At 45.7% G+C, this 25,652-nt stretch carries 23 protein-coding genes; 5 read left to right on the top strand and 18 right to left on the bottom strand.

Going from position 1 to position 25,652, the window contains the following annotated elements:
• Window positions 1-93: 93 nt before the first annotated feature.
• The 3 genes from ACN9MT_RS01930 to ACN9MT_RS01920 form a co-directional block, all read right to left on the bottom strand.
• Window positions 94-2,994, bottom strand: a complete 2,901-nt coding sequence (locus ACN9MT_RS01930) for a S8 family serine peptidase (RefSeq protein ID WP_426272681.1) — start codon at window positions 2,992-2,994, stop codon at window positions 94-96.
• Window positions 2,995-3,137: 143 nt separating this feature from the next.
• A complete protein-coding gene (gene msrB / locus ACN9MT_RS01925; protein WP_313586580.1) occupies window positions 3,138-4,238 on the bottom strand; it encodes a peptide-methionine (R)-S-oxide reductase MsrB in 1,101 nt (366 codons plus the stop codon).
• Window positions 4,239-4,445: 207 nt separating this feature from the next.
• The gene (locus tag ACN9MT_RS01920; RefSeq protein WP_426272680.1) at window positions 4,446-5,303 is read right to left on the bottom strand and encodes a YihY/virulence factor BrkB family protein; all 858 of its coding nucleotides are present in this window, start codon (window positions 5,301-5,303) and stop codon (window positions 4,446-4,448) included.
• A gap of 187 nt (window positions 5,304-5,490) precedes the next feature.
• On the opposite strand from ACN9MT_RS01920, the gene ACN9MT_RS01915 reads away from it, so the two are divergent.
• The 3 genes from ACN9MT_RS01915 (at window position 5,491) to ACN9MT_RS01905 (ending at window position 7,778) form a co-directional block, all read left to right on the top strand.
• Window positions 5,491-6,585 (top strand): nitric oxide synthase oxygenase, encoded by a 1,095-nt coding sequence (locus tag ACN9MT_RS01915; protein WP_052019124.1) that lies wholly within the window; start codon window positions 5,491-5,493, stop codon window positions 6,583-6,585.
• Complete coding sequence (locus tag ACN9MT_RS01910; RefSeq protein WP_035411156.1) at window positions 6,582-7,028, top strand: NUDIX hydrolase; 447 nt, start codon at window positions 6,582-6,584, stop codon at window positions 7,026-7,028. Before ACN9MT_RS01915 ends, ACN9MT_RS01910 begins: the two co-directional genes overlap by 4 nt.
• A gap of 66 nt (window positions 7,029-7,094) precedes the next feature.
• Window positions 7,095-7,778, top strand: coding sequence for a hypothetical protein (locus tag ACN9MT_RS01905; RefSeq protein WP_426272679.1), 684 nt, complete (start codon window positions 7,095-7,097; stop codon window positions 7,776-7,778).
• Window positions 7,779-7,872: 94 nt separating this feature from the next.
• Here ACN9MT_RS01905 and ACN9MT_RS01900 read toward each other — a convergent pair whose 3' ends face one another.
• The 6 genes from ACN9MT_RS01900 to ACN9MT_RS01875 form a co-directional block, all read right to left on the bottom strand.
• Entirely contained in the window at window positions 7,873-8,655 is a 783-nt protein-coding gene (locus tag ACN9MT_RS01900; RefSeq protein ID WP_426272678.1) for a GNAT family N-acetyltransferase, read from the bottom strand.
• A gap of 90 nt (window positions 8,656-8,745) precedes the next feature.
• Entirely contained in the window at window positions 8,746-10,131 is a 1,386-nt protein-coding gene (locus ACN9MT_RS01895) for an amino acid permease (RefSeq protein WP_035411158.1), read from the bottom strand.
• Between the two features lie 217 nt (window positions 10,132-10,348).
• Window positions 10,349-12,172, bottom strand: a complete 1,824-nt coding sequence (locus ACN9MT_RS01890) for a mechanosensitive ion channel (protein WP_426272677.1) — start codon at window positions 12,170-12,172, stop codon at window positions 10,349-10,351.
• Between the two features lie 217 nt (window positions 12,173-12,389).
• Entirely contained in the window at window positions 12,390-14,246 is a 1,857-nt protein-coding gene (locus ACN9MT_RS01885; protein WP_426272676.1) for an ABC transporter ATP-binding protein, read from the bottom strand.
• The gene (locus ACN9MT_RS01880) at window positions 14,243-15,967 is read right to left on the bottom strand and encodes an ABC transporter ATP-binding protein (RefSeq protein WP_426272675.1); all 1,725 of its coding nucleotides are present in this window, start codon (window positions 15,965-15,967) and stop codon (window positions 14,243-14,245) included. Before ACN9MT_RS01880 ends, ACN9MT_RS01885 begins: the two co-directional genes overlap by 4 nt.
• Window positions 15,960-16,445 (bottom strand): MarR family winged helix-turn-helix transcriptional regulator, encoded by a 486-nt coding sequence (locus tag ACN9MT_RS01875; RefSeq protein ID WP_329469956.1) that lies wholly within the window; start codon window positions 16,443-16,445, stop codon window positions 15,960-15,962. The genes ACN9MT_RS01880 and ACN9MT_RS01875 overlap by 8 nt, the downstream gene beginning before the upstream one ends.
• 155 nt (window positions 16,446-16,600) lie before the next feature.
• On the opposite strand from ACN9MT_RS01875, the gene ACN9MT_RS01870 reads away from it, so the two are divergent.
• A complete protein-coding gene (locus ACN9MT_RS01870; RefSeq protein ID WP_426272674.1) occupies window positions 16,601-16,942 on the top strand; it encodes an ASCH domain-containing protein in 342 nt (113 codons plus the stop codon).
• 44 nt (window positions 16,943-16,986) lie between these two features.
• Here the strand turns inward: ACN9MT_RS01870 and ACN9MT_RS01865 are convergent, their stop codons facing one another.
• The gene (locus ACN9MT_RS01865) at window positions 16,987-17,856 is read right to left on the bottom strand and encodes a cation diffusion facilitator family transporter (protein ID WP_053452503.1); all 870 of its coding nucleotides are present in this window, start codon (window positions 17,854-17,856) and stop codon (window positions 16,987-16,989) included.
• Window positions 17,857-18,154: 298 nt separating this feature from the next.
• Between ACN9MT_RS01865 and ACN9MT_RS01860 the strand changes: the two genes are divergently transcribed.
• On the top strand, window positions 18,155-18,478 hold the full coding sequence (locus tag ACN9MT_RS01860; protein WP_023466923.1) for a thioredoxin family protein: 324 nt from the start codon (window positions 18,155-18,157) through the stop codon (window positions 18,476-18,478).
• A 37-nt stretch (window positions 18,479-18,515) separates the two neighbouring features.
• On the opposite strand, the gene ACN9MT_RS01855 is transcribed toward ACN9MT_RS01860, so the two are convergent.
• The 8 genes from ACN9MT_RS01855 to ACN9MT_RS01820 form a co-directional block, all read right to left on the bottom strand.
• Complete coding sequence (locus ACN9MT_RS01855; RefSeq protein WP_426272673.1) at window positions 18,516-18,812, bottom strand: excalibur calcium-binding domain-containing protein; 297 nt, start codon at window positions 18,810-18,812, stop codon at window positions 18,516-18,518.
• Window positions 18,813-18,926: 114 nt separating this feature from the next.
• Entirely contained in the window at window positions 18,927-19,781 is an 855-nt protein-coding gene (locus ACN9MT_RS01850) for an RsiV family protein (protein ID WP_426272672.1), read from the bottom strand.
• Window positions 19,765-20,283: an RNA polymerase sigma factor gene (locus tag ACN9MT_RS01845; RefSeq protein ID WP_426272671.1), complete on the bottom strand. Its 519-nt coding sequence runs from the start codon at window positions 20,281-20,283 to the stop codon at window positions 19,765-19,767. Before ACN9MT_RS01845 ends, ACN9MT_RS01850 begins: the two co-directional genes overlap by 17 nt.
• A gap of 114 nt (window positions 20,284-20,397) precedes the next feature.
• Window positions 20,398-20,871, bottom strand: coding sequence for a hypothetical protein (locus ACN9MT_RS01840; protein WP_426272670.1), 474 nt, complete (start codon window positions 20,869-20,871; stop codon window positions 20,398-20,400).
• A 165-nt stretch (window positions 20,872-21,036) separates the two neighbouring features.
• Window positions 21,037-22,383 carry a GH1 family beta-glucosidase gene (locus ACN9MT_RS01835; protein WP_426272669.1) on the bottom strand — a complete coding sequence of 449 codons (1,347 nt, stop codon included), beginning with the start codon at window positions 22,381-22,383 and terminating at the stop codon, window positions 21,037-21,039.
• 22 nt (window positions 22,384-22,405) lie between these two features.
• Window positions 22,406-23,329, bottom strand: coding sequence for a carbohydrate ABC transporter permease (locus ACN9MT_RS01830; protein ID WP_081780419.1), 924 nt, complete (start codon window positions 23,327-23,329; stop codon window positions 22,406-22,408).
• A gap of 3 nt (window positions 23,330-23,332) precedes the next feature.
• A complete protein-coding gene (locus ACN9MT_RS01825) occupies window positions 23,333-24,229 on the bottom strand; it encodes a carbohydrate ABC transporter permease (RefSeq protein WP_426272668.1) in 897 nt (298 codons plus the stop codon).
• 58 nt (window positions 24,230-24,287) lie between these two features.
• Window positions 24,288-25,595 (bottom strand): ABC transporter substrate-binding protein, encoded by a 1,308-nt coding sequence (locus tag ACN9MT_RS01820; RefSeq protein WP_426272667.1) that lies wholly within the window; start codon window positions 25,593-25,595, stop codon window positions 24,288-24,290.
• Window positions 25,596-25,652: the final 57 nt, after the last annotated feature.

Below are 25,652 nucleotides of genomic sequence, written 5' to 3'. Positions count from 1 at the left end.
TAATATAATAGAAACGCTTTCGAAGCAACAGCTAAGATGTACAAAAAAAGACCTTTTATCGGAATGTACCCGAAAAAAGGTCTTTTCATGCTCTTATTTTTTCGCTTTTTTCACTGTCACAGACGTTACAGGACTCACTTGTCCGCGTGTATTCTTAACGTAAACCGACAGTTTCGCTTTTGCTTTTTGCTTCGGAATTTTGACGGAATAGTTTCCTTTTGAAGAAACCGTTCCTTTTCCGATGACTTTTTTCTTCGCATCTTTTACGTAGACACTCAATTTCTTTTCAGCTGTTCCGGTTACTTTCGTTTGACCGGCATAGACCGATTTCACTTTTGGTGCCTTTGGTGCTGGTAAGACTTTTACGATCGTCGGTTTACTTGTTCGTTTTGCAATATCCGTCACCGTAACGATCAAGCTTGAACCACCAACTTGCTTTGGCAATTTCGCGCTGAACTTACCTTTTGCATCGACTTTCGCTGTTGCAATTTTCTTTTGTTTCGCATCTTTAACTGTAATCGTACCGCCCGCAAGAGCTGTACCTGTCATTTTTGTCGCACCGGCAAGAATCGCATTCACTTTTGGTGCTTTTGGTGCTTTTCCAGGAAGGACTTCTGTCCGTTCCGATGTGACGTCTAATCCATTCGCATAGCGAACCGTCAGAACTGTTTTTTGGTTTTGACGCGGAATCTTGACGCTGTATTTTCCTGCTTGTGCTGTTGTTGCAGCTAACTTTTTATTCGTTGTTGTTTCTTTGCCATTCTTATCTTTTGTTACGACAGCTGCCCACACTTCAACTTTCGTCCCTGTCTTAACTGTTCCAGAAACAACTAGTTGGTTATCGTAGACATCATTGACGTTCCCGTTCAAGTTCAACTGGGAGATCGCACGTGGAATACTAACTTTCCCGTAGCCAGCGACTGGACTGACATAAGCTGGGAACTCAGGCTCGATTTTCTCACCATCTTCGTCCTCATCTTCAAATTCATACCAGTCATTCGGATTTTCAAACGCAAGCGGTTCTGCACTCTTACGCAAGATTTGTTCGATTTGCGCTGGTGTCAGTTTCGAATTTAGTGATTTCAAGATACCCGCTACTGCGGCAACATGTGGCGAAGCCATACTTGTTCCATCCATGTACACCGTGTTACCGTCTGGAATCAAACTAGCAACTTTTGATCCTGGCGCTACGACATCAAGTCCAACACCATAGTTTGAATAATCCGCGACCATTCCGAGAGGGTTCGTCGCTCCGACAGAAATCGCGTATTCCGAGTTCGCTGGGTAACCGACCATCATATCGTAGTCATTTCCTGAAGCAGCTACGACCGTAACACCATGATCTGCTGCATATTTCATCATATAAGCCATCGTCCGGCTCTCACCGCCACCAAGACTCATATTGATGACTTTTGCATCATGATCAACTGCATATTTAATCCCGAGTGCGATGGCGTCTGTTTCCCCTTCACCGTTCGCATTCAAGACTTTAACCGGAAGGATTTGTGCCGATTGATGGATTCCCTGGATACCATAATCGTTATTCATCGTTGCTGCGATGACGCCTGCCACGTGTGTCCCGTGACCGTTGTCATCAATTGTATTCCCGTCACCGTTGACGGAAACGTAGTTCTTTTCATTTGCGATATCAACTTTGCCTTGTAAGTCCTTCAAACGATAATCAACACCTGTATCGATGACTGCAATCTTAACAGGAGCTAATTTTTTTGTTCCAAAACGTTGTTGGAATGCTTCAAAGCCGATCCCAACGTTATCAAATTGCTCAAAAGCAGTCTTTTTATTGACGGCCCACTGGTAGTCGAAGTTGATATCACTTGTCGCACGGTACGTCTGAACTTTCTCAACGTACTCAACGGCTGAAGAACGATTGAGTGATTGTTTTAATGCTGCCGCTGATTGACCTTTAACAGTTGGATCTTCCGTCACGATGACGAAGTCTCCTGCATTGCCAAGGGATAAACGTTCTACATCATTTGCTTGAACACCCGCAATCTTCATCGAACGGTTCATCTTACCTGGTTTTAATTTGACGATGTAACGTGTTGCTTCTTTTGATTGGATACTCATACCCATCGACTGGAATGTTTCGCTTAACGAACTACCACTTAATTTCGAGATATCCATTTTATTTGCATATCCATCAATCTCTTCAGCAATCACAGTAGGTGACGCTTCACGTGATAATTTGTAAAGACGATCGACAGCTTGTTGATCAGCTTTCGTCAACGTGTATGAAGTTCCACGCACGAGTGCTTCCATCGCTGGTTTCAATGTTTTTAAATCTTCGTATGCTTGTTGACGCTTATCTTTGTTAAATAAAAGTGTTTTGACGACATAAGGCGATGCTTTGTAGTAAAGCGATGTCAAAGCGCGTCCAGCATCCGATTGGCTCAATACTTGTTTTTGAATCGAGTGCATGAGCGCAAGCATTGGTTTTTCTTCTTTTGTTTGTTTGAGCGCTTCTTCTGCCATACAGCTGATATCATTGATCGGTTCATACTCAACCGGCAATTTGACATTGTTATACGTTAGTTTAGCGTGCGCTACTTTTGTCGTCTTCCCTTCTTCGATGTTCGGGTAATATTCTACTTTGACATAATACGGTCCATCCCATGCGTATGGAACAGCTAGTTTTGTCGGTGTTTTTTCATTTGGCTCTGCTTCTGTCCGGTAACGATCAAACGTATCGTCTTCTGCAGCCATCGCTTCGCTCGGATAAGCTGTTACTTGAACAGGTTGATCCGTATCGATTGATAACTCGAAGTGAGAGGCAGTTTTTTCTACACCCGCTTCATGATTGACGCGGTACCAATATGTATTTTTTTCTTCCGTTCCTGTTTCAAGCGTCGTCTCTTGACCTGCTTTCAAAAGCGTTGCTTTAGCAAGGGCAGTCTCCGCCTTTGCTGTCGTAGGTCCTACTCCAAGCGTCAAAATCAGACAGCTCAGCATGACCCAAATCATCAGTTTCTTCACAGATGTTCCTCCTTCAAAATGGACGTACTTTACCTTGATTATAAACAGGATATGGATAAAATGGATATTTATTTTATGGATGTATCTTACAATTTTGAAAGGAAAGGCACTCAATGCTCACACGCATTGAATGCCTTTAATGATTATTTAAAATCTGCTACATATTCGCTGTATCCTTCTTGTTTCAATTCCTCTTTCGGAATGAAACGTAAAGCAGCCGAGTTCATACAATACCGAAGTCCGGTCGGTTTCGGACCATCCGAGAAGACGTGTCCGAGATGTGCATTCCCATGTCGACTCCGGACTTCCATCCGTTTCATGCCGATTGAGAAATCACTTTTCTCAATGATATTCCCCGGCTCAAGTGGTTTCGTAAAGCTTGGCCATCCTGTCTTCGAGTCATATTTATCGTTTGATGAAAACAGTGGTTCACCAGAAATCAGATCGACGTAGATCCCGTCTGCCTTTAAGTCATGATACGGATTATCAAATGCCGGCTCTGTCCCATCTTCTTGTGTCACCTCGTACTGGATTGCGGTTAGTTTCTTTTTAATTTCTGCGTCTGATAATTTTGGATACGTTGGAAGGTTAAGTTTTGGTTGATCGTTCCAGTAGCGATTGATAAAGTCATCGCGTCCAGAAGCTGCCCGATAAAACTTATATTTTTTCTCATTCGTTAAATAATAATCCTGATGGTATGCTTCCGCTTCGTAAAAAGGACCTGCTGCAATCAATGGTGTGACGATTTTTTCATCAAAAACCTGTTGTTTCTCTAAATCCTGTTTCGATTGCGTTGCAATTTCTTTTTGTGTTTCATTCGTGTAGAAAATCGCTGTCGTGTACGATTCCCCTTGGTCGACGAACTGACCGTTTGCATCTGTCGGGTCAATCTGACGCCAGTAGACATCTAGTAATTGTTTATATGAGATGACGTTTGGGTCAAACGTGATTAACACCGCTTCCCGATGCCCTGTCGTCTCCGCCGATACTTGATTGTATGTCGGATTTTTAACATCACCGCCCGTGTAACCGGAAATGACCGATTTAACTCCTTTTAACTCCTCAAACGGTGGCTCCATACACCAGAAGCATCCTCCAGCTAAGATTGCCGTCTCTTCCGGTTGATAACTCAATTCCTTACTACCACTTGATTTTGCCTGCTGTTGCTGGAACACGAAGTATCCCCCGACCATGACGACGATGAGACCAATGACGGATAAAACTGTCCACATTCGTTTCTTCATCTCCCTTCGCCTCCTTTATTTAGCTTACGTTACGTGACGTTTATTGGATGTTATTTTATTTAACTGTACCGCGCTGTTGCTGGCTTGTCGTAGCATGTGCTCAAAAGAAGCACATTCATTTATCCCTTACTACGACCCTACTAAGATATATGATTTTAATAAAAAGCAGCTGACACACCGTCAGCTGCTTTTGTGCGTGCTCAATGATTAACGCACGCTTTCTTCTTTGATTTTTTGCGGCTTCATGATTTTTGCTTCTTTTTTCTGGCGCATGCGTTCCGCATTCATCAGTCCCCCTAACATCAGGACAACGGCAGATAAATAGAACCATGTCATCAAGACGATGATTCCGGCAAGCTGACCGTAAAGACGGTCGTAACTCCCAAATTCAGCGTAGTAAGAGAAGAATTCCGAAACGACTTGCCAAGCAATGGTTGCGAAGATCGCCCCGGGAAGTACCTGACGAACCGTCAAATGGACACTCGGTAGGATCCGATACAATAAGATGAAAAAGACAAGTAAGAACAATGTTCCGAGTCCCCAGCGAAATAAGAACCAAATCCATGAATAGTTCGTTACGAATTCAGCAACAATTGAAAAATGATTGATGAAACGTCGTGTTAGTTTCTCTGAAATCGGAACAATCAATGAAATCGGTAAGATGATCATCATCCCGATTGTAAAGGCGAAGTCTTGCAACAACCCGCGCCAAAATGGCGCTTTTCGTGTCACTTCGAGCGCATCGTTCAGCGAGCGAACAAGTGACTGGACCGACATCGAAGCAAGCCAAAAAGCGGCGATGAAACTGATCGAGGCAAGCTTAAAGCCGCCTTGATCAAAGATTCCGACGACGTTCCGCTGAATCAAGTCGTACGTTTCTGCTGGAGCAAATGGTCGAATCAAATCCAGCACGTTTTCCGACGTAAACGGTAAGAACGAGACGATCCCAACCACAAATAATAAGAATGGGAATAAGGACAACATCAGATAATAGGCGAGCTGAGCCGATTTATCAAAAAAGGCTTCACCAAAAAAACGGGCAAATACAGGTTTGATTAAAGACATACAAATTTCCTCACTTTCAACTCATTCTCTACACTATCCCCCATTTCATAACTTCTTTAAACTTTTGGGAGTCTTTTGAACTTATAACAACCTTATACATCATTCAAGTTTGGCGCTTCGTTTCTTCGCGGGGTACACTAGGAACAGAGATTGTATCGTGCTTGTTTTTCAGAAAGGATTTCGATTCGTGGACCCATTCATTCAATCCGAAGCAGAACGCTTCTTTACTTCTTATATAGAGCAATACCCCGAAATGTCCGGACGTCAGCAAGAAGTCATCCGTTCGATTCAAATGACAGGAACATATGAACAGACGGCTTCCGAGCTCGCGTTCGGTGCTAAGCTCGCTTGGCGCAACAGTAACCGATGTGTGGGACGCCTCTTTTGGGAGCAACTTCATGTCTTTGACGCGCGGGATGCGTTGACCGTCGAAGCGGTCCGCGACGCGTTATTTGAGCATATCCAGTTCGCGACGAATGAAGGACGAATTCGCTCGACGATCACGATTTTTCATCCGACACGTGTGCGGCTGCATAATCACCAACTGATTCGCTACGCTGGTTATGAGACTGCAACAGGAATCATCGGCGATCCGGCTTCTGTCCAACTGACACGACAATGTGAAGCACTTGGCTGGACAGGGGCAAAAACACCGTTTGACATCCTTCCTCTCTTGATTGAACTCGATGGACAACGTAGTCTGCATCCGATTCCAGACGAGCTCGTGCTCGAAGTTAGCATCACACATCCTGACTATGACCTGTTTGATGGTCGCGAAGTCCGCTGGTATGCCGTACCGATGATTGCTGATATGCAGCTTGAGATTGGCGGTATTGTTTATCCGTGTGCCCCGTTCAACGGTTGGTATATGGGAACAGAAATCGGCGCTCGTAACCTCGCCGATACGGATCGTTACGATCTGTTGCCGCTCGTCGCGACGCAACTCGGTCTGAACACATCGCGTGAACGTTCACTCTGGAAAGACCGAGCGCTCGTCGAACTGAACGTCGCCGTACTCGAATCTTTTGAACGCGCTGGTGTTACGATCGTCGATCACCATACCGCTGCGAAACAGTTCGCTCGTTTCGAAAAAAATGAAGCGGCATGCGGTCGTGATGTCACCGGGGAATGGTCCTGGCTCGTACCACCGATGAGTGGTGCAACGACGCATATGTTCCATAAAGATTACGACCCAGAAATCAAACGACCGAACTTCTTTCCAAAACCAACACAGACAGCGCCTGTGACGGGTTGTCCGTTTCACCAAGGAGTATTGAAATGAATTATGTCGAACAGTTACGTCGAAAAATCGGTCACGATCCGGTCATTCTCGTCGGTTCCGTTGTCCTCGTCGTGCAACATGAACACATTTTGCTGGAACAACGGAACGAAGCACAAGCTCGCTTCGGTTTGCCAGGTGGATTAATGGAATGGGCGGAATCACCGGAAGAGACCGCTCGTCGGGAACTCCTCGAAGAGACTGGACTGGAAGTCGAACGATTGACGTTACTCGATGTCTACTCCGGTCCGCAATACGTGACGACCTTAGCGAACGGAGACGTCTTTCAAAGCGTCACTCTCGCCTATATCGGTGAACATCCGATCGGAACGTTAAAGCAAAGTGACGAAAGCATCAAACTTCAGTTCGTTTCGCTAGACGACTTACCCGATCACTTGGTCGGTTCTCACGCTCGAATGATTGAAGACTACAAAAAACGCCGCTGAAGGATAGCGGCGTTTTTTCATTTGTTATAAAATGGAATAAATTCATTTTTAGAAAGGAGCTTTCAGATGAAACCACTTGTAATTGCTGGAATGTCCATACTCCTCAGTCTTTCATTAATCTCATCGACAGAAGCTGCTGCTCCTAAATCTGTCAAACAGACGTATACGATTGTCGATGCAAAAAACAAAAAGTATACTGTATCTGTTCAATCTAAAGCAGCATCTTGCCGAAAAGCGACAGTAGACGACTTTTGGTGGGTGAAAGGAAAGGATTTGTTATGCACTGGGAAGTTTTCTCTGTACGTAAATAACAAGTCGACAGCTTACCACTATACATTCTCGAAGGATTTTCCGTATGTGATTGCTACTCACGATTTTCGTACGAGCGGGAAATTGAAAAATGTATCCGGTAATCCGACTGTCTTTTCACTTTCTTTCCGAGAAACACCTTCTTACATGAGTTTAACTACATTCTCGATTCAAAACGGAAAATTAATTCGTCATCCAGGAACATTCATGTCTTACGGTATGCGACCTAAGATGAAAAGTGACTTGTTACAAGTTCCAATCTACTCGAATGCTGGAGACAAAGTCGGCTTTTTGTTCCAAGATAAAAAATTATCTAAAGGAAAATGGGTAAAAGGCAAAGAACACTCATTCTTATCCTCAAGTTTTAATAGCAAAACATATAAAAAAGGAGTTCAAGAATGGAACGCCTATAGCTCTAAGACGAATTACTTTGTAAAGTGACACTTACCTAAGTAAATAAAACCCTTATATTTTTGTATCTTAAAGTAGCATACATAAAAATTTAAGGGTTTTTGTATTTAAAATCATTCCCTTCTTATTTTAGTGACTGACGCATGATGTATTGCTTCAAATCCCGTTGTATCCATCCTTCAGAACGTAATGCTTCCCACACTTGTACATCTGTCGATTGATAATGATAGGTCGTTCCCGGTAAATGGCGGACGACTTCTGTCGCATGCCTTGCTTTATGTTCTGTTGGACCGACGACCGACAATAAAGCAGCCTCCGCTACAGCGACGACACTTTCCTCGAGTTGATAATAATTCGCCTGCAAGCGTTGCATGACATGAGGATCTTGTTGCCAGATGTATTCTCCTTGTCCACGATACTGTTTTAAGAACTCTGTTTCTTCGATCGCTGGCAAAGCGGATTTTTGATGTTCATCGGTTAAATGAAAATATCCAATTTCTCCAACAATCTTGTAGTGAAGCGATTGATACAATCGAATCGCTGGATCGTTCCCTTGAATGACTTCAAGCATCAGTTCATCCATTCCGATTTCCTTAGCGTGGCTCAGTTGCGCTTGGTACAAGGCTTTTGCAATGCCAAGTCGTCGATACTGCGGTGAAATGCCCAGCCCTCCACATCGCATGATGCGTTGACCATCGATTTCCTTCCAACCGTTCAGCCAAAGACCAACCGGTTTTTCTCCATGGTAGGCAATAAACGAATGTTCCAACTGGTTTCCGTCTCGCTCGAGAATTCGCTTCTGAAACTCTGCTTCTGATAAGTGCAGCGGAATCAGATAATCTTGAAATCCATCCTGCATCGTTTGATATGCTGTTTTTAAGTCAGGCGCGCGTTGAATATGAATCATCGAAAAACCTCCTTTTCCACTGAGCAGTTTCGCTATCTTTCTTGCGATTTCCTGCACACAAAAACACCCTTGTCGCCAAGGGTGCCCTACTTATTGAATTTTAGAACGGCTACGTCCGTAACCAAAGTAAACAAGCAGTCCGATTGCTGTCCAAACGAAGAAGGCAATCCATGTGAATTTCTGTAAGTTGACCATCAACATGATACAAGCGAGGACTGATAGAATCGGTAAGACTGGTACGAACGGAACTTTAAAGGCACGCTTCAAATCAGGACGCGTCCGGCGCAGAATGATGACTGCGATTGAGATGAGCGCGAATGCTGCCAGTGTCCCGATGTTGATCAATTCAGCAAGTGTACCGAGTGGCACGAATCCAGCAATCAAACCGGCGATTGTTCCGAGAATCCATGTCGCTTTGACCGGTGTGTGTGATTTTTCATTAACATCCGAGAAAACTTTCGGTAAAAGTCCGTCACGGCTCATCGCGAACAAGAGACGAATAAGACCAAATGTCATGACGAGGATGACCGTCGTCATACCAACAATGGCACCTAAGTCGACGAATCCAGCAACCCAGTCTTGACCTGCGACTTTTAACGCAAGCGATACGGGACTATCGACACCCTCGAACTGTTTGAATGGAACGATTCCGACCATGATAGCCGAAACGACGACGTATAGAACGGTAACGATCGCAAGCGATCCCAAGATTCCGATTGGTAAGTTACGTCCTGGGTTTTTGACTTCTTCTGCCGCTGATGTAACCGCATCGAACCCAAGGTACGCAAAGAAGGCAATCGCCGAAGCTTGTAAGATCCCACTCATACCAAACGGAGCAAATGGTTTATAGTTGCCTGGTTCGACATACCAAATCCCGACGACGATGAAAAGAACAACGACGGCAACTTTGACGAGTACCATGACATTGTTGACGCGTTTTGTTTCTTTAATGCCAAGCGAAAGCAAGAGCGTGATGACCATTAAAATCAAGAATGCCGGTAAGTTAAAGAATGTCTCGCTTCCCGGTACAGCTCCTGGCGCAGCTGTTAAAGCCGTCGGTAAATGGACGCCGAAACCTGCTAAGAGCGACTGGAAATATCCTGACCAGCCAGTTGCAACGGCACTTGAAGCGAGTCCATATTCTAAGATCAAACACCACCCGATGATCCAGGCGACAAGTTCCCCGATCGTTGCGTATGTATACGTATATACACTACCTGAAACAGGAATCATCGACGAGAATTCAGCATAACAAAGGGCTGCGAGTGCACAGACGACTGCAGAAATAATGAATGAGATCGGTAAAGCTGGTCCAGCATAAAGAGCACCCGTTCCTGTTAGAACGAAAATTCCGGTTCCGATGATCGCACCGATTCCAAGTAAAATAAGGTCAAACCCTGATAAATGACGTGCCAGTTTGGAATGTTGTTTCATATCCATCATTACACTGACATCTTTCTTGCGAAGCAAACTCATGTTTCATCCTCCGAACTTTTCTCTTTTTTCTGAATATTCAAATCATTGAGGTAATTGACTTTCTAATCATAACAAACGATGTCAGGTTCGATAAGTCTTTTTTTCTGTATTTTTTCACAAAGTGGTCAAACCACTTTTGTGAAAATACGACAACGCTTTGATGCATCAACGCAAAAACGCCCTTTCCCCTAAAGTTAGAGGAAAGGGCGTACTCTCATTACGGACGATCATTAGGGTGATCGAGGTTTGGACGATTGTTAGGATGATCGAGGTTTGGCCCTTTATGATCATTTGGGTCAATCGGATAATCATCTTGTTGTGCTAAATCATTTTCTGGCAACGCACCTTTTGGTGTACCATGTGTCGTTTCATCTGTTGAAGATGGACGCGCTGAACGTGGTGCACGATCTGGTGTGACATCATCCGCTGCTTGTGACGCAGCACCTTTTGCTGCATCTTTCAAACTTGGTGAAGAAGAAGTCGATGCAGACTTACTTGGAAGATTCGATGTATCGACTTCCGTGTTCTCTGCTTTCTTTTGCAAACGATCGAGGTAACGCGATGCATTATCACGTCCACCGAGACCAAAGGCAAGACCGAAAGCAAGCGCAAGTGCTCCAAGGATCAAGATGAAGGCTGAGTTGACGATTGTATCCGCAACACCCAATTGATCAAGTGCCATGAAGACAGCAAGTGCAAGAATCGCATACTTCGCAACGATTGAGAGGACTTTCAGTTCAGAGTTACCGAACAGGCTGTCCATCGTACGTTTGACAAGGTTGCTGACGATGATACCGATCGCGAGAATGATGATCGCTGTCAAGACGCTTGGCAAGAAAGCAAGGACGGCACGACCGAGGTCGACCATGAAATCAAGACCAATCAAATTGAAGGCTTCGACGACGAAGAGAACGACGATGACGATCTCAACGAGTGCACCAACGATGGAAGCTGGTGATGTAGACGCTTGGTTCGCATCCCACGTCCCGATTTTCAAGTGACGTGTTAGATTGTTGAATCCAAGACGTGACAGGAGATCCGTAACGAATTTCTTGATGAAACGTCCGACATAAAGACCGACAAGAATCAGAACGACACCGACAATGATATTCGGAATCATACCTAGGACATCGTTCAACATGTTGATCGCTGGTCCTGTAATTCCTTTAATATTTAATTGATCAAGTGCTGAAATCGTGATTGGAATCAGAATCAAGATGAAGACGACTGTTCCAAGAATCGACGACAGTGATTTCGAATCTTTTTGATCATTTGACCCAAGATTGAAGCGAGATGCAAATTTATCCGTTCCAACAGCATGAAGGAAATTCGTCACGATATCGCGGACGATTTTCGCTACGAGGAAGCCAACGAAGAAGATGGCTGCCGCAGCAATCAAGCGTGGAATGAATCCAAGGAATGACGATAACAATTGGCTAAACGGTTGTGAGACACTCTCAATGTTCAACGCACCAAGTACACCTGGTAGGAACAGAAGCAAGACGAGGTAGAAGACGATCTCCCCTGCGATTTTTGGATAAGCTGAAAGATCTGTCTGACCTTGAAGCATCTTGTTCGAACGTACTTTGTCGTTCGCCATCAGCTTCGTACCTGCTTTGACGATGATCATGCGGAGAACGACCGCGATGACATATGCCAAGAGGAGGATGAGGGCTGCTTTCAGGATATTTGGGATTGCCGCGAGCAATGTACTCATCGTATCCGCAAGTGGTCCCGCAATGATGTTCAGATTAAGGATATTGAAGACCAAGATCAGGACGAAGACCATGAGAACCCAAAAGACGACAGTCCCGATAATTTTTTCAGGTGTCCACTTTTTCTTCTTTGGTGGCGCTCCTTCTTTTTGAGGCGATAACTTGTTGACGACTCCAGATTTCTCTAACGCTTTTTGAATCCCGTTCGCAATCAGCTTAGCAATGAGCCATCCAATTAAAAAGACGATGATCGCTCCAAGCAAGTTGCCGAGTGATCCGAGAATGCCGTTCAAGTTCAACGACGTTCCGTTCCAAATGTTATTCATCTTTTCACACTCCTTCACCTAAGATAAAATTATATATTTCTAACACTTCTTTAATTTCCCCAGCTAAAGGATTTGTTAAACCCTTACCTGTACCAGAATGTGGCGTTTCTTGTTTTTCCTACAAGAAATTGGATAACTACGGTATGTGAAAATACACATTTACAATAATCGTTTCTAAAAAAAAGCAGCATCGTCTACATGACGACACTGCCTTATATCATACGACTTCTTTTTCAGAGAATTGGCTGTTGTACAGATCCGCATAAAATCCATCTGCCTCGAGTAATTCCTTATGAGTACCTTGTTCGATGACACGCCCTTGATTCATGACGAGAATCAAATCAGCATCTTTGATCGTCGACAGACGGTGAGCAATGACGAAACTCGTCCGTCCTTCCATCAACCGTCGCATTGCTTGCTGGATGAAGACCTCCGTCCGTGTATCCACACTAGAAGTCGCTTCATCAAGGATCATGATCGGAGGATCGGCAAGAACTGCCCGAGCAATCGTCAACAACTGTTTCTGACCTTGCGAGATGTTCGAAGCTTCCTCATTCAAGACGGTATCATACCCGTCCGGCAATGTCCGGATGAAATGATCAGCATGTGCGGTCTTCGCTGCCGCGACAATCTCTTCTTCGGTTGCTCCATTTTTACCGTAAGCAAGATTGTCTCGGATCGTACCGTTGAAGAGCCACGTATCTTGTAAGACCATACCGAACGTCGTCCGTAAGTCTTCGCGTGACATCTCACGGGTATCGATACCGTCAATTCGAATCGTCCCGCCGTTTAATTCATAAAAGCGCATCAATAGATTGATCATCGTCGTCTTACCGGCACCCGTCGGTCCAACGATCGCGACGGTTTGTCCCGGTGCGACATCAATGTTCATATCCTCGATCAAGAGATCGTTTCCGTAACCAAAATCAACGTGTTCGAATGCAACGGCTCCTTCAGCCTGCGCAAGACGATGCGTCGTCACTTCCTTGATCTCTTCTTCTTCGTCCAGTAATTCGAAGACACGTTCCGCTGCTGCGACCGTCGATTGGACGATGTTCGCGATGTTCGCCGTTTGTGTGATTGGTTGCGTGAACTGGCGTGTATAGGTGATGAACGCTTGGATATCCCCGATCGAGATCGCCCGTTGCGTGACGAGAATCCCGCCGACGATACTGATCAGAACGTAACTGATATTCCCGATGAACATCATCATCGGCATGATGATCCCGGAGATGAACTGTGCTTTACGTCCTGCTTCATACAACTCCTCGTTGACGGCATCGAACTGCTCGACCGCTTTGCGTTCATGTCCGAACGCCTTGACGACAGAGTGTCCGGTATACATCTCTTCGACGTGTCCGTTCAACTGACCGAGTGTCCGTTGTTGATCGGCAAAGTATTTTTGGGATCGTTTCAAAATCGGACGAATCGCAAAAATCGAGACCGGCAACGAGACAAGTGAAATCAGTGTTAACAATGGACTAATCGTCAGCATCATGATTAAAATCCCGACGATTGTCACGATCGACGTGATGAATGAAGTCACACTTTGTTGTAACGTACTCCCGATCGTATCGATGTCGTTCGTCACACGGCTTAGTGTCTCCCCGTTCGGACGACCATCATAGTATTTTAATGGCAAGCGTTCGAGTTTATGATTGACGTCCTCACGTAAATCGTAGACTGTTTTTTGAGCGATGCCCGACATCAAATACTGTTGCAAGTAATTGAACAGACTACTGATGATATAAAGTCCAGCGAGCCGCAAGAGGATCTGTCCGATTTTCGTGAAATCAATTTCTGCTCCTGGTACACCTTGGAATTTCGCATACGCACCTTCAAACAATTCCGTGATCGCCGTTCCCATGATTTTCGGACCGGCAATCATGAAGACTGTACTGAGGATCGCTGCTAAAAAGACACCGATCAGTGCCGTCCGACGCGGACGCAGATACCGAAGCAGGCGTCGGAACGTTGCTTTGAAATCCTTTGGTTTTTCACCAAGCATCATCATATTTCCGCCACCGGGACCACCAGGCGGAGGACCGCCGGCAGGTCGTTTCTTCTCACTCATGCGATTTCCTCCTCTGATAGTTGTGACTTAACGATTTCCTGATAGACGGCATTGCTCGCAAACAACTCGTCGTGCGTGCCGATTCCAGCGACTTTCCCTTCATCAAGGACGATGATTTGATCGGCATCGATGACGGTACTGACACGTTGAGCAACGATCAAGACCGTCGCTTCGCGTGTTTCTTCCCGTAACGCTTTCCGAAGAGCCGCATCGGTCTTGAAGTCGAGCGCTGAAAAACTGTCATCAAAGACATATAGATCTGGTCGACGAACGAGGGCCCGAGCAATCGACAAGCGTTGTTTTTGCCCACCAGAGACGTTCGATCCGCCTTGTTCGATCCGCGCATCGTAACCATCCGGCATCCGTTCGATGAAATCCGTCGCTTGCGCGATTTGTGCTGCATGCGCGACCTCTTCATCTATCGCGTCCTCTTTCCCGAAACGAATGTTTTCGGCAATCGTACCTGTGAACAGTAACGCCTTTTGGGGAACGAAGCCGATTTTCGACCGCAGTTCCTCTTGCGGTACGTCCTGGCTATTAACGCCATTGACGCGAATGCTCCCTTCCGTTACGTCATAAAAACGGGGAATCAAATTGACGAGCGTTGATTTACCAGAACCGGTCCCACCGATCACAGCCGTCACTTCACCTGGTCGTGCCGTAAAACTAATATCGGATAAAACGGGTGTCTCAGCTCCTGGGTAACGGAACGTGACACGATCAAAGACGAGCGTTCCTTTTTCACGGTCAGCGGTTTGTGTTCCCTCATCTGTCATGGTTGGTGTCATCTCGAGGACTTCATTGATCCGTTTCGCCGAGACGGCTGCCCGCGGAATCATGACGAACATGACTGAAGCCATGACGAGAGCGAACATGATTTGCATGACGTACTGGATGAACGCCATCAAATCCCCGATCTGCATGCCGCCATTATCGATCCGGATGCCCCCGAACCAAATGACACCGACGACCGTCAAGTTCATGACGAGCATCATCACTGGCATCAAGAACGCCATGATTTTATTGACCTTGATCGAGACTTCTGTCAAATCCGCGTTCGCTTTTGTCAATCGCACTTGTTCATCACGTTCCCGGTTAAAGGCACGGATGACACGGATCCCGGTCAAGTTCTCCCGCAAGACGAGGTTCAGACGGTCGAGTCGCTTTTGAACTTTCCCAAACAACGGAACCCCTTTCCACAAAATCAACAGGATTGAAATCACAAGGACCGGCATCGCCGCGACGATGACGAGTGAGAGTTTGGCATCTTTTGAGACGGCCATGATCAATCCACCGATGAACATGATCGGTGCACTGACGACCATCCGTAACATCATGATGACGACTTGTTGGACTTGCGTGATGTCGTTCGTCGTCCGCGTGATCAATGACGCCGTTCCGACTTGATCGAACTCTTGCAGGGAGAACCGTTCAACATGGTTGAAGACTTGGCGACGGATATCCCGTCCGAGTCCCATTGACGCCTTCGACGAATAATAACTAGCGGCAACTGCGGCTAACGCCCCGATGCCGGTAATTCCGAGCATGACGGCACCAATCTTCCAAATGTAGGCGGTATCGCCAGTGACGACCCCTTTATCAATGATGTCTGCCATCAGTGTCGGCAAATAGAGATCAGACATTGATTGTGCGAAAACCAAGACGAGCACCGCGAGTACTGCCCATTTATACACCGTCAATCGTTTGAGTAACTTAATCATCCGAGCATCCTCCTTTCATTTCTGGCTGTAAGATACGTCCGATGCCTTCTGCAATCTGAGCATGCGTCGCAAGCATCTGTTCGAATACCTCTTGATCAATCGTCTTTAGGACCTGTTCGAGTTGACGTTGCATCCCCTTCTCTTGTTCTTGAATCTCCGTCACGAATTGTTGTCCTTGATCACTAAGCGATAGGACGACTTCTCGTCGATTTTCAGGATTCGTCTCCCGAATGACCCAACCGGACTGAACGAGGCCCTCAATCGACTGACTCAGTGTGCTCTTTGGTAAATGCGTATGTGTCGCGAGTGCTTTTTGCGAGATCGGTCCACGTGGCGCAATCGTCATCAAGCTATGAAATTGCGGTAAACTGAGTCCGTTTTCCTGCGCCGTCTGGTGTGCTGCTCGAACGAGATGTCGTTGTACATTCCAAAACGACTGCATCATCGCCGTTGAACGAACCGTTTCCGTTTGCTCCATCCTGTTTCGCCTCCTTGTTCCATTTCAAATCGTTCCAAAAGGAACAATTACTTATATGAATTAAAATACGCTGATTATTTCTAGTTGTCAACGAAAAGGCAATGTGAAAAATCACATAGTTTTGTTATGCTTTTGTAGAGAAGGAGTGGAGATAGATGAGACATGAGATGGGATTATATGAAGTACCGTTTCGTTCGATTGAACAACGGCTGAAAACGGTCGAAATTCGACTCAATGATCTGAAACGCCAACAAGTACAAGTCGGTGATCAGATTCAGTTCACGCATACGGAGACGAACGAGACGCTACTCGTCCAGGTGACGAAACGGGAGACATTTCAAGATTTTCAAGCACTGTATGAACACGTATCACAGGAATCCATCGACTGCGTCGGTTGGTCGATCGATGAACTCATAACATCTACGTATACGATCTATTCACCAGAAGCCGAGCAACAGTACGGAACACTGGCTCTTCACATCGAGTTATTGCCATAAAAAACGTCTTTTCTACAGTCAGCGTAGAAAAGACGTTTTTGAATTCATTCGGGTTCGACGTGAACATGGATATCATAAACTCCGTATTCTTCCGTCAGCGTATCCTCAACACGTGTCGCAATATCGTGCGCCTGATGGATGTTCAATGTGGAGTTGACGAGGATGACGACATCGACGACTTCATTGTTGCCGTAGTTACGTCCTTTGATTGATTTGATGCCTTTGACACCTTCGAGATCGAAAATGACATCTTCATACATTTTCAGCTTCTTCTCATCGAAGCCATCCGTCAGTTCGTGTGACGCTTCCGTGAAGATGTCCCACGCTGTCTTACAGATCAAGAAGCCGACGATGATCGCGGTCACGACATCGAGCCAGGGCATACCGAACTGTGATCCGACGATCCCGATCGTCGTCCCGACACTGACCCAAGCATCGGATAGATTATCTTTCGCCGCTGCCATGACGGCTTTGCTTTCAATCTCCTCGGATAACTTCTTATTGTAACGATAGACGAAGTACATCACGAGAGCCGAACCAATTCCGACGTACGCTGCAAGAACATCAGGCGATTCCTGCTTGCCTTCGAATAACGTCGAGATCGTATCAATCAAGACTTGGAGACCGACTGCCATCATGATGAAGGAAGCTACGAGCGAGGCAATCGTCTCACTTTTCCAGTGTCCGTACTTGTGATCGTCATCTGCAGGACGTTGTGAGATCCGTAAGCCGATTAAGACAGCAATCGACGCGATGATGTCCGTCGCGTTGTTCAAACCGTCTGCCCGGAGTGCGGCGGAATCTGCTGTATAACCAATGATTAATTTTAAAGATGATAACAAGATATAGGCTGCAATACTGATCATCGCACCGCGTTCGCCGCGTTTTAGATTATCGTATTTTTGTTGTTCCATTCTCGTCGCCCCACTTTCTCTGCGATTAGCAAACCTCATCGTACCAGTCGGAAATCGAGTGGGTCTAGAGAAATCATTTTGTTTCGAACTAGGTAATTAACAAACACGCAATAATGTTTCCCTATACCAAACTGAATTTGATTACGTCATGTGGCTCTTTTAAAGAAAATCGGTAGCATTATCTTAAAGAGCAACCAACTTTTTTGACTTGTCAGACTCTTTGACGAACATAATTCGTGCAAGTTCTGAAGGGAATCGGTAGACTAAAGGTACAACACCAAGAGGAGGAGTTCTCACAATGGCAGAATTCATTAAGAGTGAAGAAACATTCAAGGAATTGATTTCAAGTGATGCACCGGTCATCATCAAGTTCGAAGCAGACTGGTGCCCGGACTGTAAACGGATGGATTACTTCATGCCGGACGTCGAGTCCCAGTTCGACCACTTACCAATCCACACGATCGATAAAGATGAGTTCCCTGAAATCGCATCGAACCACGATGTCATGGGGATCCCAAGCTTGCTCGTCTTCAAAAACAATGAAAAACTGGCGCACTTGCACAGTGCAAATGCTAAAACACCAGAAGAAGTTACAGCATTCCTTAAACAAAACTTCAACTAAGCAAAAATAACCTGACGCCGCAGCGTCAGGTTATTTTTTAACGTTCACACGCAATACCGTCTTTATCCCGGTCACTTTTCGTGTTTAAGTTATATGTCGCAAGACTCACGTATGCCTTATATTTTGTTGCTTTGTAGATCGGTTTTCCGCTCTTGTCATACCCGGTCCGATTCTTTAGCCCCGCTTTTTTCGCGACGCCACCTTTATATTTCTTCTGCATTTCCGTACAGTTCTTAAAGGCTTTTGCTTTCGTCGCCGCTTCACTAGCTGCCGGAACATGGATCAATGCGAGACTGACGACACCCGCGAGTACAAGCCGACTCCATTTTTTCATAGGGATTCCTCCTTTTTTCAAAAAACAACGATTCGTCTTTTGATTATAAGAAGTCATTTTTAGAAATTGTTCCCTTTTTTCATTTTTACGTCAATGATTTTTAAAATCTGATAATCAACGAATATAGGACGAACTAACGAGGTCATCTTTTAAAATCGATGTCGGGATCTTAAATTCAACGATGCCCATATATCCTGGAGCAATGCTGTATTCATCAAACGACAGGACTAATTTGTGGTCTGCCGTAATATAGAAGTTTTGCTTCGCGGAAATGCGCTTGAACTGTTCGCTCTCCGGTACATCTGGTGTTCCTTCGACAAAGTAGACTTTCCCTTCATCTGCCTTCATTTGCCGACGCATTTCTTCCTTTAGATAATCACTGATCGTCGTGATATATCTGTCATTCTTGAACAAGGACGGTAACGTCAGGACAAGCTGTTGCTTCTTATCAATCGTATCGTACTGGACACGTTCCGCTGCACTTGCCCGTGTCTCGGTGACGACTCGACCAATCGACAACAGGTCGTCCGTATCCGTCTTGACGTCGTATCGGCTATCGATCGCAAATACTCCCTCTTGTCCGTGCGTCTCTTGTTTGAACTTTTCATATAACGCTTGTCCTTCCGAGATATACTTTTCATTCAGCTGTTGCTCAAGCGCTTTGTCCGGTAACGTCACTTGAGGAGCTTTAATATCAGCCGACTGTTGTGTCTTCGTCTCTTTCCAGTCAATCGTCACGATCTCAGTCAGTTGACCGAAGACCGGCACCTTCGCCATCGCGTCTGCAAATGACGCATTACTATTTAATCCACCAATGAATAACGTGATGGCGGCCGCTGTAATCAACACGGATTGCTTCGTCCGCGAAGGACGAGTTCGACGCTCGACTCGGGCAATCATTTCATCGAGTTCTTTTGGGACCGGTGGTTGTTGGTAAGCCTGTTTCAGATCATCAAGTTTGTTTGACATCTAGATCATCTCCATTCAATTTCATTTTCAGTAAGGTCAACCCTTTATAGAGGCGAGACTTGGTCGTACTTAGATTCAGCTCCAAAATCGTCGCGACGTCTTTTAAGATCAAATCCTCGAAATAGTGTAAGATAACGACTTCCCGGTACATGACCGGTAACTCCTCGAGTGCTTGTCGCAAATCGGCATCCGGATATGTATCTTCTTTCGTCGCAACAAGTTCGATCAATCGATCCGTATCGTAACTGACGCTATGCTGGCGTTTTCGAATCGCATCAATCGCTGTTCGTGTCAATATCTGATAGAACCAGGCTTTCATTCGTTCATCATCCTCGAGTCGGTCGAGTGATTGTAACGCTTTTTGGATGCTGTCCTGAATGACATCCAGACTATCCTGTTCATTTTTCATATAACTGTAGGCTAACCAGTAGAGATTCGGTTTGTATTCCTTTAAAAAACGGACAAATGCTTTTTCCCGTTTTTTTATTTGGCGAGAGATCATAGGCCGCGGCTCCTTTTTTCGATATCGTTCTTTGTATACATCATTAAGACGGGCGAGTCGAGAAAAAAGTTGACGACATAACAAAAAAAGGCGACACAAGGTCACCTTTTTGAATCAATAATTTAAATGCCGTGATGCATCATTCCAGACCTTTACGTGAAGCGTGATCAAGGCGATACCGTACAGGACACTCATGTATAACGAAAACTCACCAAACAGAACATCCGTCCAGGCATTTAATCCAAACAATGGGACGACGAACAGGAAATAGAATATGAACTGAACACTCGCAAGCCCATCAAACCAAATCGTCTCAGAAAACGCGCCTTCAAGTAACGAAACACCGTAAATGAATAACGCCGCAACGAGACCAATCCGGATATACCAGACCATAAGTCGAAGCGCTTTATCTTCCTTGATATAGAATAGAGACCCGACTAGACCAACAAGCCAGACAACGGAGGCAATGCTTTGCCATCCGTTAATCATTCCATCCGGATGGAGCATGGCGGACCATCCGTTGATTCCGATCATGACAAGTAAACTTAAAATGAAGATGAGCCGATACGGTAAGTCCCTCTGACGCATGACGTTTCCTCCCTGAAAACGAATAGATGTCACTTCTACACTTTACATTCCATATGATGGGTTTTAATCCTTTTTCTTTTACACATTTTTTTACCCTATCTCTATTGATTTTTTTATCTAATCCGGGCAAAAAGGCAAGGACGATGAGCGTCCTTGCCTTTTTCCTTATACGCTTTGGGGAAGCGTAGCTTTATGTTGCTTGATCACGTTCGCATACCAATGAGCACTGTCTTTCCAAATTCGTTCCTGTGTCTCGAAATCGACATAAAGGATTCCGAAGCGCCTTTCGTAACCGAAGCTCCACTCGAAGTTGTCAAGAAGCGACCATAAGTAGTAGCCACGAATATCCATGCCTTCTTCATTCAAATCCGAGATTGCTTGCAAGTGTTGCGCCACATAATCGATTCGGTTTTGATCGGCGACCCGTCCTTCAATCAGCTCATCGTCAAATGCGGCTCCGTTTTCTGTAATATAGATCGGTAAATCTGTATATTCCGCCCGCAATCGGTGAATTAAGTCCTTGAATGCGTTCGGTGCAATGTCCCATCCCATCGCGGTTCTATCGTAGTCAGAATACGCAGCTTTTTGTAGAAAATCATTTGCTGCGCTGAATTCGACGAGGTTACGGCTATAGAAATTAATCCCGAGGAAGTCACACGGTACAGCAATCGTTTCCATGTCCCCTTCCTGGATGAAAGCAAACGAATGGACATATTTTGAGAAAAGATTCATCATGTCGACCGGATAATGTCCCTTAAAGACCGGATCAAGGAACCAACGATTCGCATAGCCATCTGCATTATTCATCGCCAACCGATCATTGACCGAATCTGTCTTTGCATATTTAGGCGCCAGATTGAGTGTGATGCCGATCGGTGTCGTCGATTTCATCTCTTCCTTCAGCATCTCGACTGCTTTTCCGTGAGATAAGAGCAAATGATGCACCGCATGAACGGCTTCGTTCAGATCAGTATGACCGGGTGCATGTTCCCCGATGTGATAGCTGAGGAACCCCGCACACCACGGCTCATTGTGCGTAATCCAAGAGTCGACGACTTCGTCAAGCTCCGTAAAACATGCCCGTGCAAAATCAAGGAACCAGTCGACCGATTCTCGGTTGACCCAGCCGCCTTCTTCGTACGCCCAGAGTGGCAAATCCCAATGATACAGTGTGACAGCCGGCTTAATGCCCTCTTCGCGCAAGCGTGTTGCAAGCTGCTTATAGAACGCCATGCCTTCGGGATTATAAACTCCTTTTTGCGGAAAAATCCGTGGCCAGGCAATCGAGAAGCGATACGTATCGACGCCAAGCTTCTTAATATGGGCGATGTCCTCTTCATAACGATGGTAATGATCACAAGCGACGTTACCGTTTTGCCAGTTGAAGACCTTGCCATCTTCTGCGCAAAACGCATCCCAGATGGAAGGCGTCCGTCCGTCTTCGTTGTAAGCGCCCTCGATTTGATACGACGATGTGGCTGTTCCGAATACAAAGTTTGGTGCAAATTTCATGTATGTCATCTCCTTTGACGAATTATTCTTTGACGGCACCAGCCGAGATACTGCTAACGATATACTTCGAGAGGAACAAGAAAGCGATCATGATCGGCACGACGGAAATCGCGATGCCGAGATACAGTGACCCTAAGTTCTCTGCGACTTGTGAACCTTTTAAGAATCCCATCAAGACCGGGAGCGTATACTTCTCCGGTGAGAAGAGTAAGACGAGCGGCATGATGTAGTTATTCCACGAACCGATGAAGGTGAAGATCGACATCGTCGCGATCGCGGGCATCATCATCGGTAAGGCGATCGTATGGAAGATCCGCCATTCGCTTGCTCCATCGATACGTGCTGCTTCAATCAAACTCGGATGGAGGACCGTCTGGACGTACTGCCGGATGAAGAACACGGTGAACGGGCTAGCAATAGCCGGTACGATGAGCGGAATGAAGCTATCGAGCAATCCTAAGTTTTTGCTGAGCTCATAAAAACCGATCAATCCGAGCTGTCCTGGAATCATCATCATGATCAGCATGAACACGAACAAGACATTTTTTCCTTTGAATTGATAGAATGCAAAACCGAATGCGGTCAAGGCGGAAAAGTATCCCGACAAGACGGTCACGAGTACAGCAATGATCAAGCTGTTTTTAAAGCCGGACCAGATATTGACGTACGAACTCAACGCCGCGTAGTTGTCAGCAAGCGAGTTGCCCGGGATCAAAGAAAAGCCGGACAGGACTTCTTCATTCGAACGGGTTGCGTTGACGATCATCATCAAGAATGGAATGATGCAGGCAATCGTCAAAGCAATCAATGCGAGGTAAATGATCGTTTTTCCAAGCCATGGTTTTTTTCGTTTTGGAGGTGGCGTCAATCGAAGCGGATGCTCCGAGCGTTCTGGTTGTTCTTCCGTTTGTGGCACGAGCCGGCGTGCTTCTGCATTTCGTTCCATCGGTCAGGCTCCTTTCGGTGAACGTTCTTTTCGGAACATCCCTTTGAAGACGATGATTGAAAAAACAAGAGTGATGGCAAACAACCCATAAGCGACAGCTGCAGCATAGCCATAGTTGTTGTATTTGAATGCCTGGTTATAGAGATACAGCACCATCGTATTCAGTGCCCCGTCCGGTGCCCCGATTCCATCTGTGATCAGCATCGGCAGGTCGAACAATTGCAAACCACCGATCAGTGAGGTGATCATGATATATAATAAGATTGGCTTGAGCAGCGGCAAAGTGATTCGAGAAAAAATTTGCCATCGGGTCGCTCCGTCAATCAAGGCCGCTTCAAAATAATCTTTCGAGATGCCAGACACGCCTGCCATGACGACGATGAACGAGTGACCGAGCCACATCCATGTCAGGATGAGCGAGACAGATACTTGTGCCGTGACAGGTTGCGTCAACCAGTTGATTGGCTCTGAAATGATACCGATCTTCATCAACATCATGTTGAGCGAGCCATGCTGCCAGTCGAGCAAGATGCCGAACAATAAGGCGACCGAGCTGATCGTGATCAAGTTCGGCAGATAAAAGGTCGCTCGGAAGAACGCGAGCCCCTTCAATTTCAATTGGAGGTCGGAGAACAGCAATGCAAGCAACAATGCCCCGCCAATTTGTAAGGTAAAGTTGACAGCCCAAATCTTGATCGTGTTAACGAACGCTTCGATGAAGTAACTGTCACTCAGTAGCCGAGTATAGTTCGCAAGACCCACGACTTGTTCTCCTTCAGCCCCCGTATAGTTCGTAAAGCTGTAATAGAATGTCAGGGCGACCGGATAAATACTGAAGATCAGGAAGACGATCCAAAACGGTGCGATGAAGAGATACCCAGTGCGATCGATTTTTTTCACAGGTTAAGCTCCTTTCTTCCATGAGAAAAGGTGAGGCAGGATGCGCCCCACCTGCTCGTTATTCGGGTACTTTTACATCAGGGTACGCGTTTTTGACTTTTTTATAGAATTCCGTTAGAGCTTCGTCCTTTGATTTTTTTCCGCGAACATACTCTGTCACGGCAGCTCCATAGAGCGTGTCAAGTTGTTGATCATACTTCGTGACGATGCCTGGTTTGATTTGGTCTGCTTGCTTTAAGAAAAATTCGTAGTTGTTCTGTCCATCCAAGAAATCTTCTTTAAAGTTGGTCTTGATTTTATCCGTGACTGGCTTGAATGCTAAAACGTCACCCGTTTCCTTTGCCCAGTCTGTCAAGAATTCTTCGTCCTGCGTCATCATTTTGACGAAATCATACGCGAGTTTTTGTTTTTTCGAATCTTTGTAGACGCCTAACCATGTTCCTCCCCAGAAGTAAGGACTCGGTCCGCTCGTGACAGCCCAGTCTCCTGCGGATTTTTTCACGTTTTCCTTCAAGACGCTATGCAGTCCCCAAGTCGGTAACACATACGAGAAGACCTCTGTCTGAATTTCCTTGCCATTCTCTTTGACTTTGACTGGTTTATCCATGCCGGCGTACCACGATGGTGACCATTCCGGTGCAAGGGCCGTATATTGTTTCGTACGGAGTTCTTTTGCGTAGTCCATATATTCTTTTCGCGCATCGGTCAAGACGAGCTCCTGCTTGTCGTTGACCCATGGTTGTGGATCATTGCCTTGCACGAACCAGCGAATCGATCCTTCATCCGGGAACATTTTATAGCCTTTTTGCTTCATTTTATCGGCGACTTCAAATACCCCATCCATTGAATTCATCATGCCGCCGATTTTTTTCGGGTCATCTGTTCCGAGTACTTTTTTCGCAATGCTTCGTTTGTAGTAAATGCCTCCTGGCGTCGTTTGCCAAGAGAGCGCACGCACGTTTCCTTCTTTATCTTTCCCCATGTCAAATACATAGGGAATATAGTCTTTTGCGGCGTCATCTGCATTAAACGGCTTTTCGGATAAATTGGCCCAGTAGCCAGCGTCGACCCATTGCTTCAAGAAGGCGATTTCACCCGTGAAGATATCTGGTGCCCCGACGCCACTTTCAAGAGCTGGTTTCAACTTCGTCGGATAGTCGGCCATCGGCACGATCGTCAATTCGACTTTGACGCCATTCTTTTCTTCAAATTTTTTGATTGGTTTTTTTAATTCATCCGTAAACGACCAGATCTTTAAGACCTCTTTGCCACCACTTGTAGTTTCTTCGCCACTTCCCGTACATCCCGCTAAGACAGTTGCTGTCATGGCACCAATCGTGACTGCACTAATGAACGCCTTTTTCATTTCATCCCATCCTTTTTTAATAATTTTTAAGTAAGCGGTTTCAATTTAATTGTTTAA

Source organism: Exiguobacterium sp. R-17 (genome assembly GCF_049913315.1).
Taxonomy (GTDB): Bacteria; Bacillota; Bacilli; order Exiguobacteriales; family Exiguobacteriaceae; genus Exiguobacterium_A.
The sequence above is the reverse complement of the archived record's forward strand: the minus strand, read 5'-3'. Positions and strand labels throughout refer to the sequence as shown.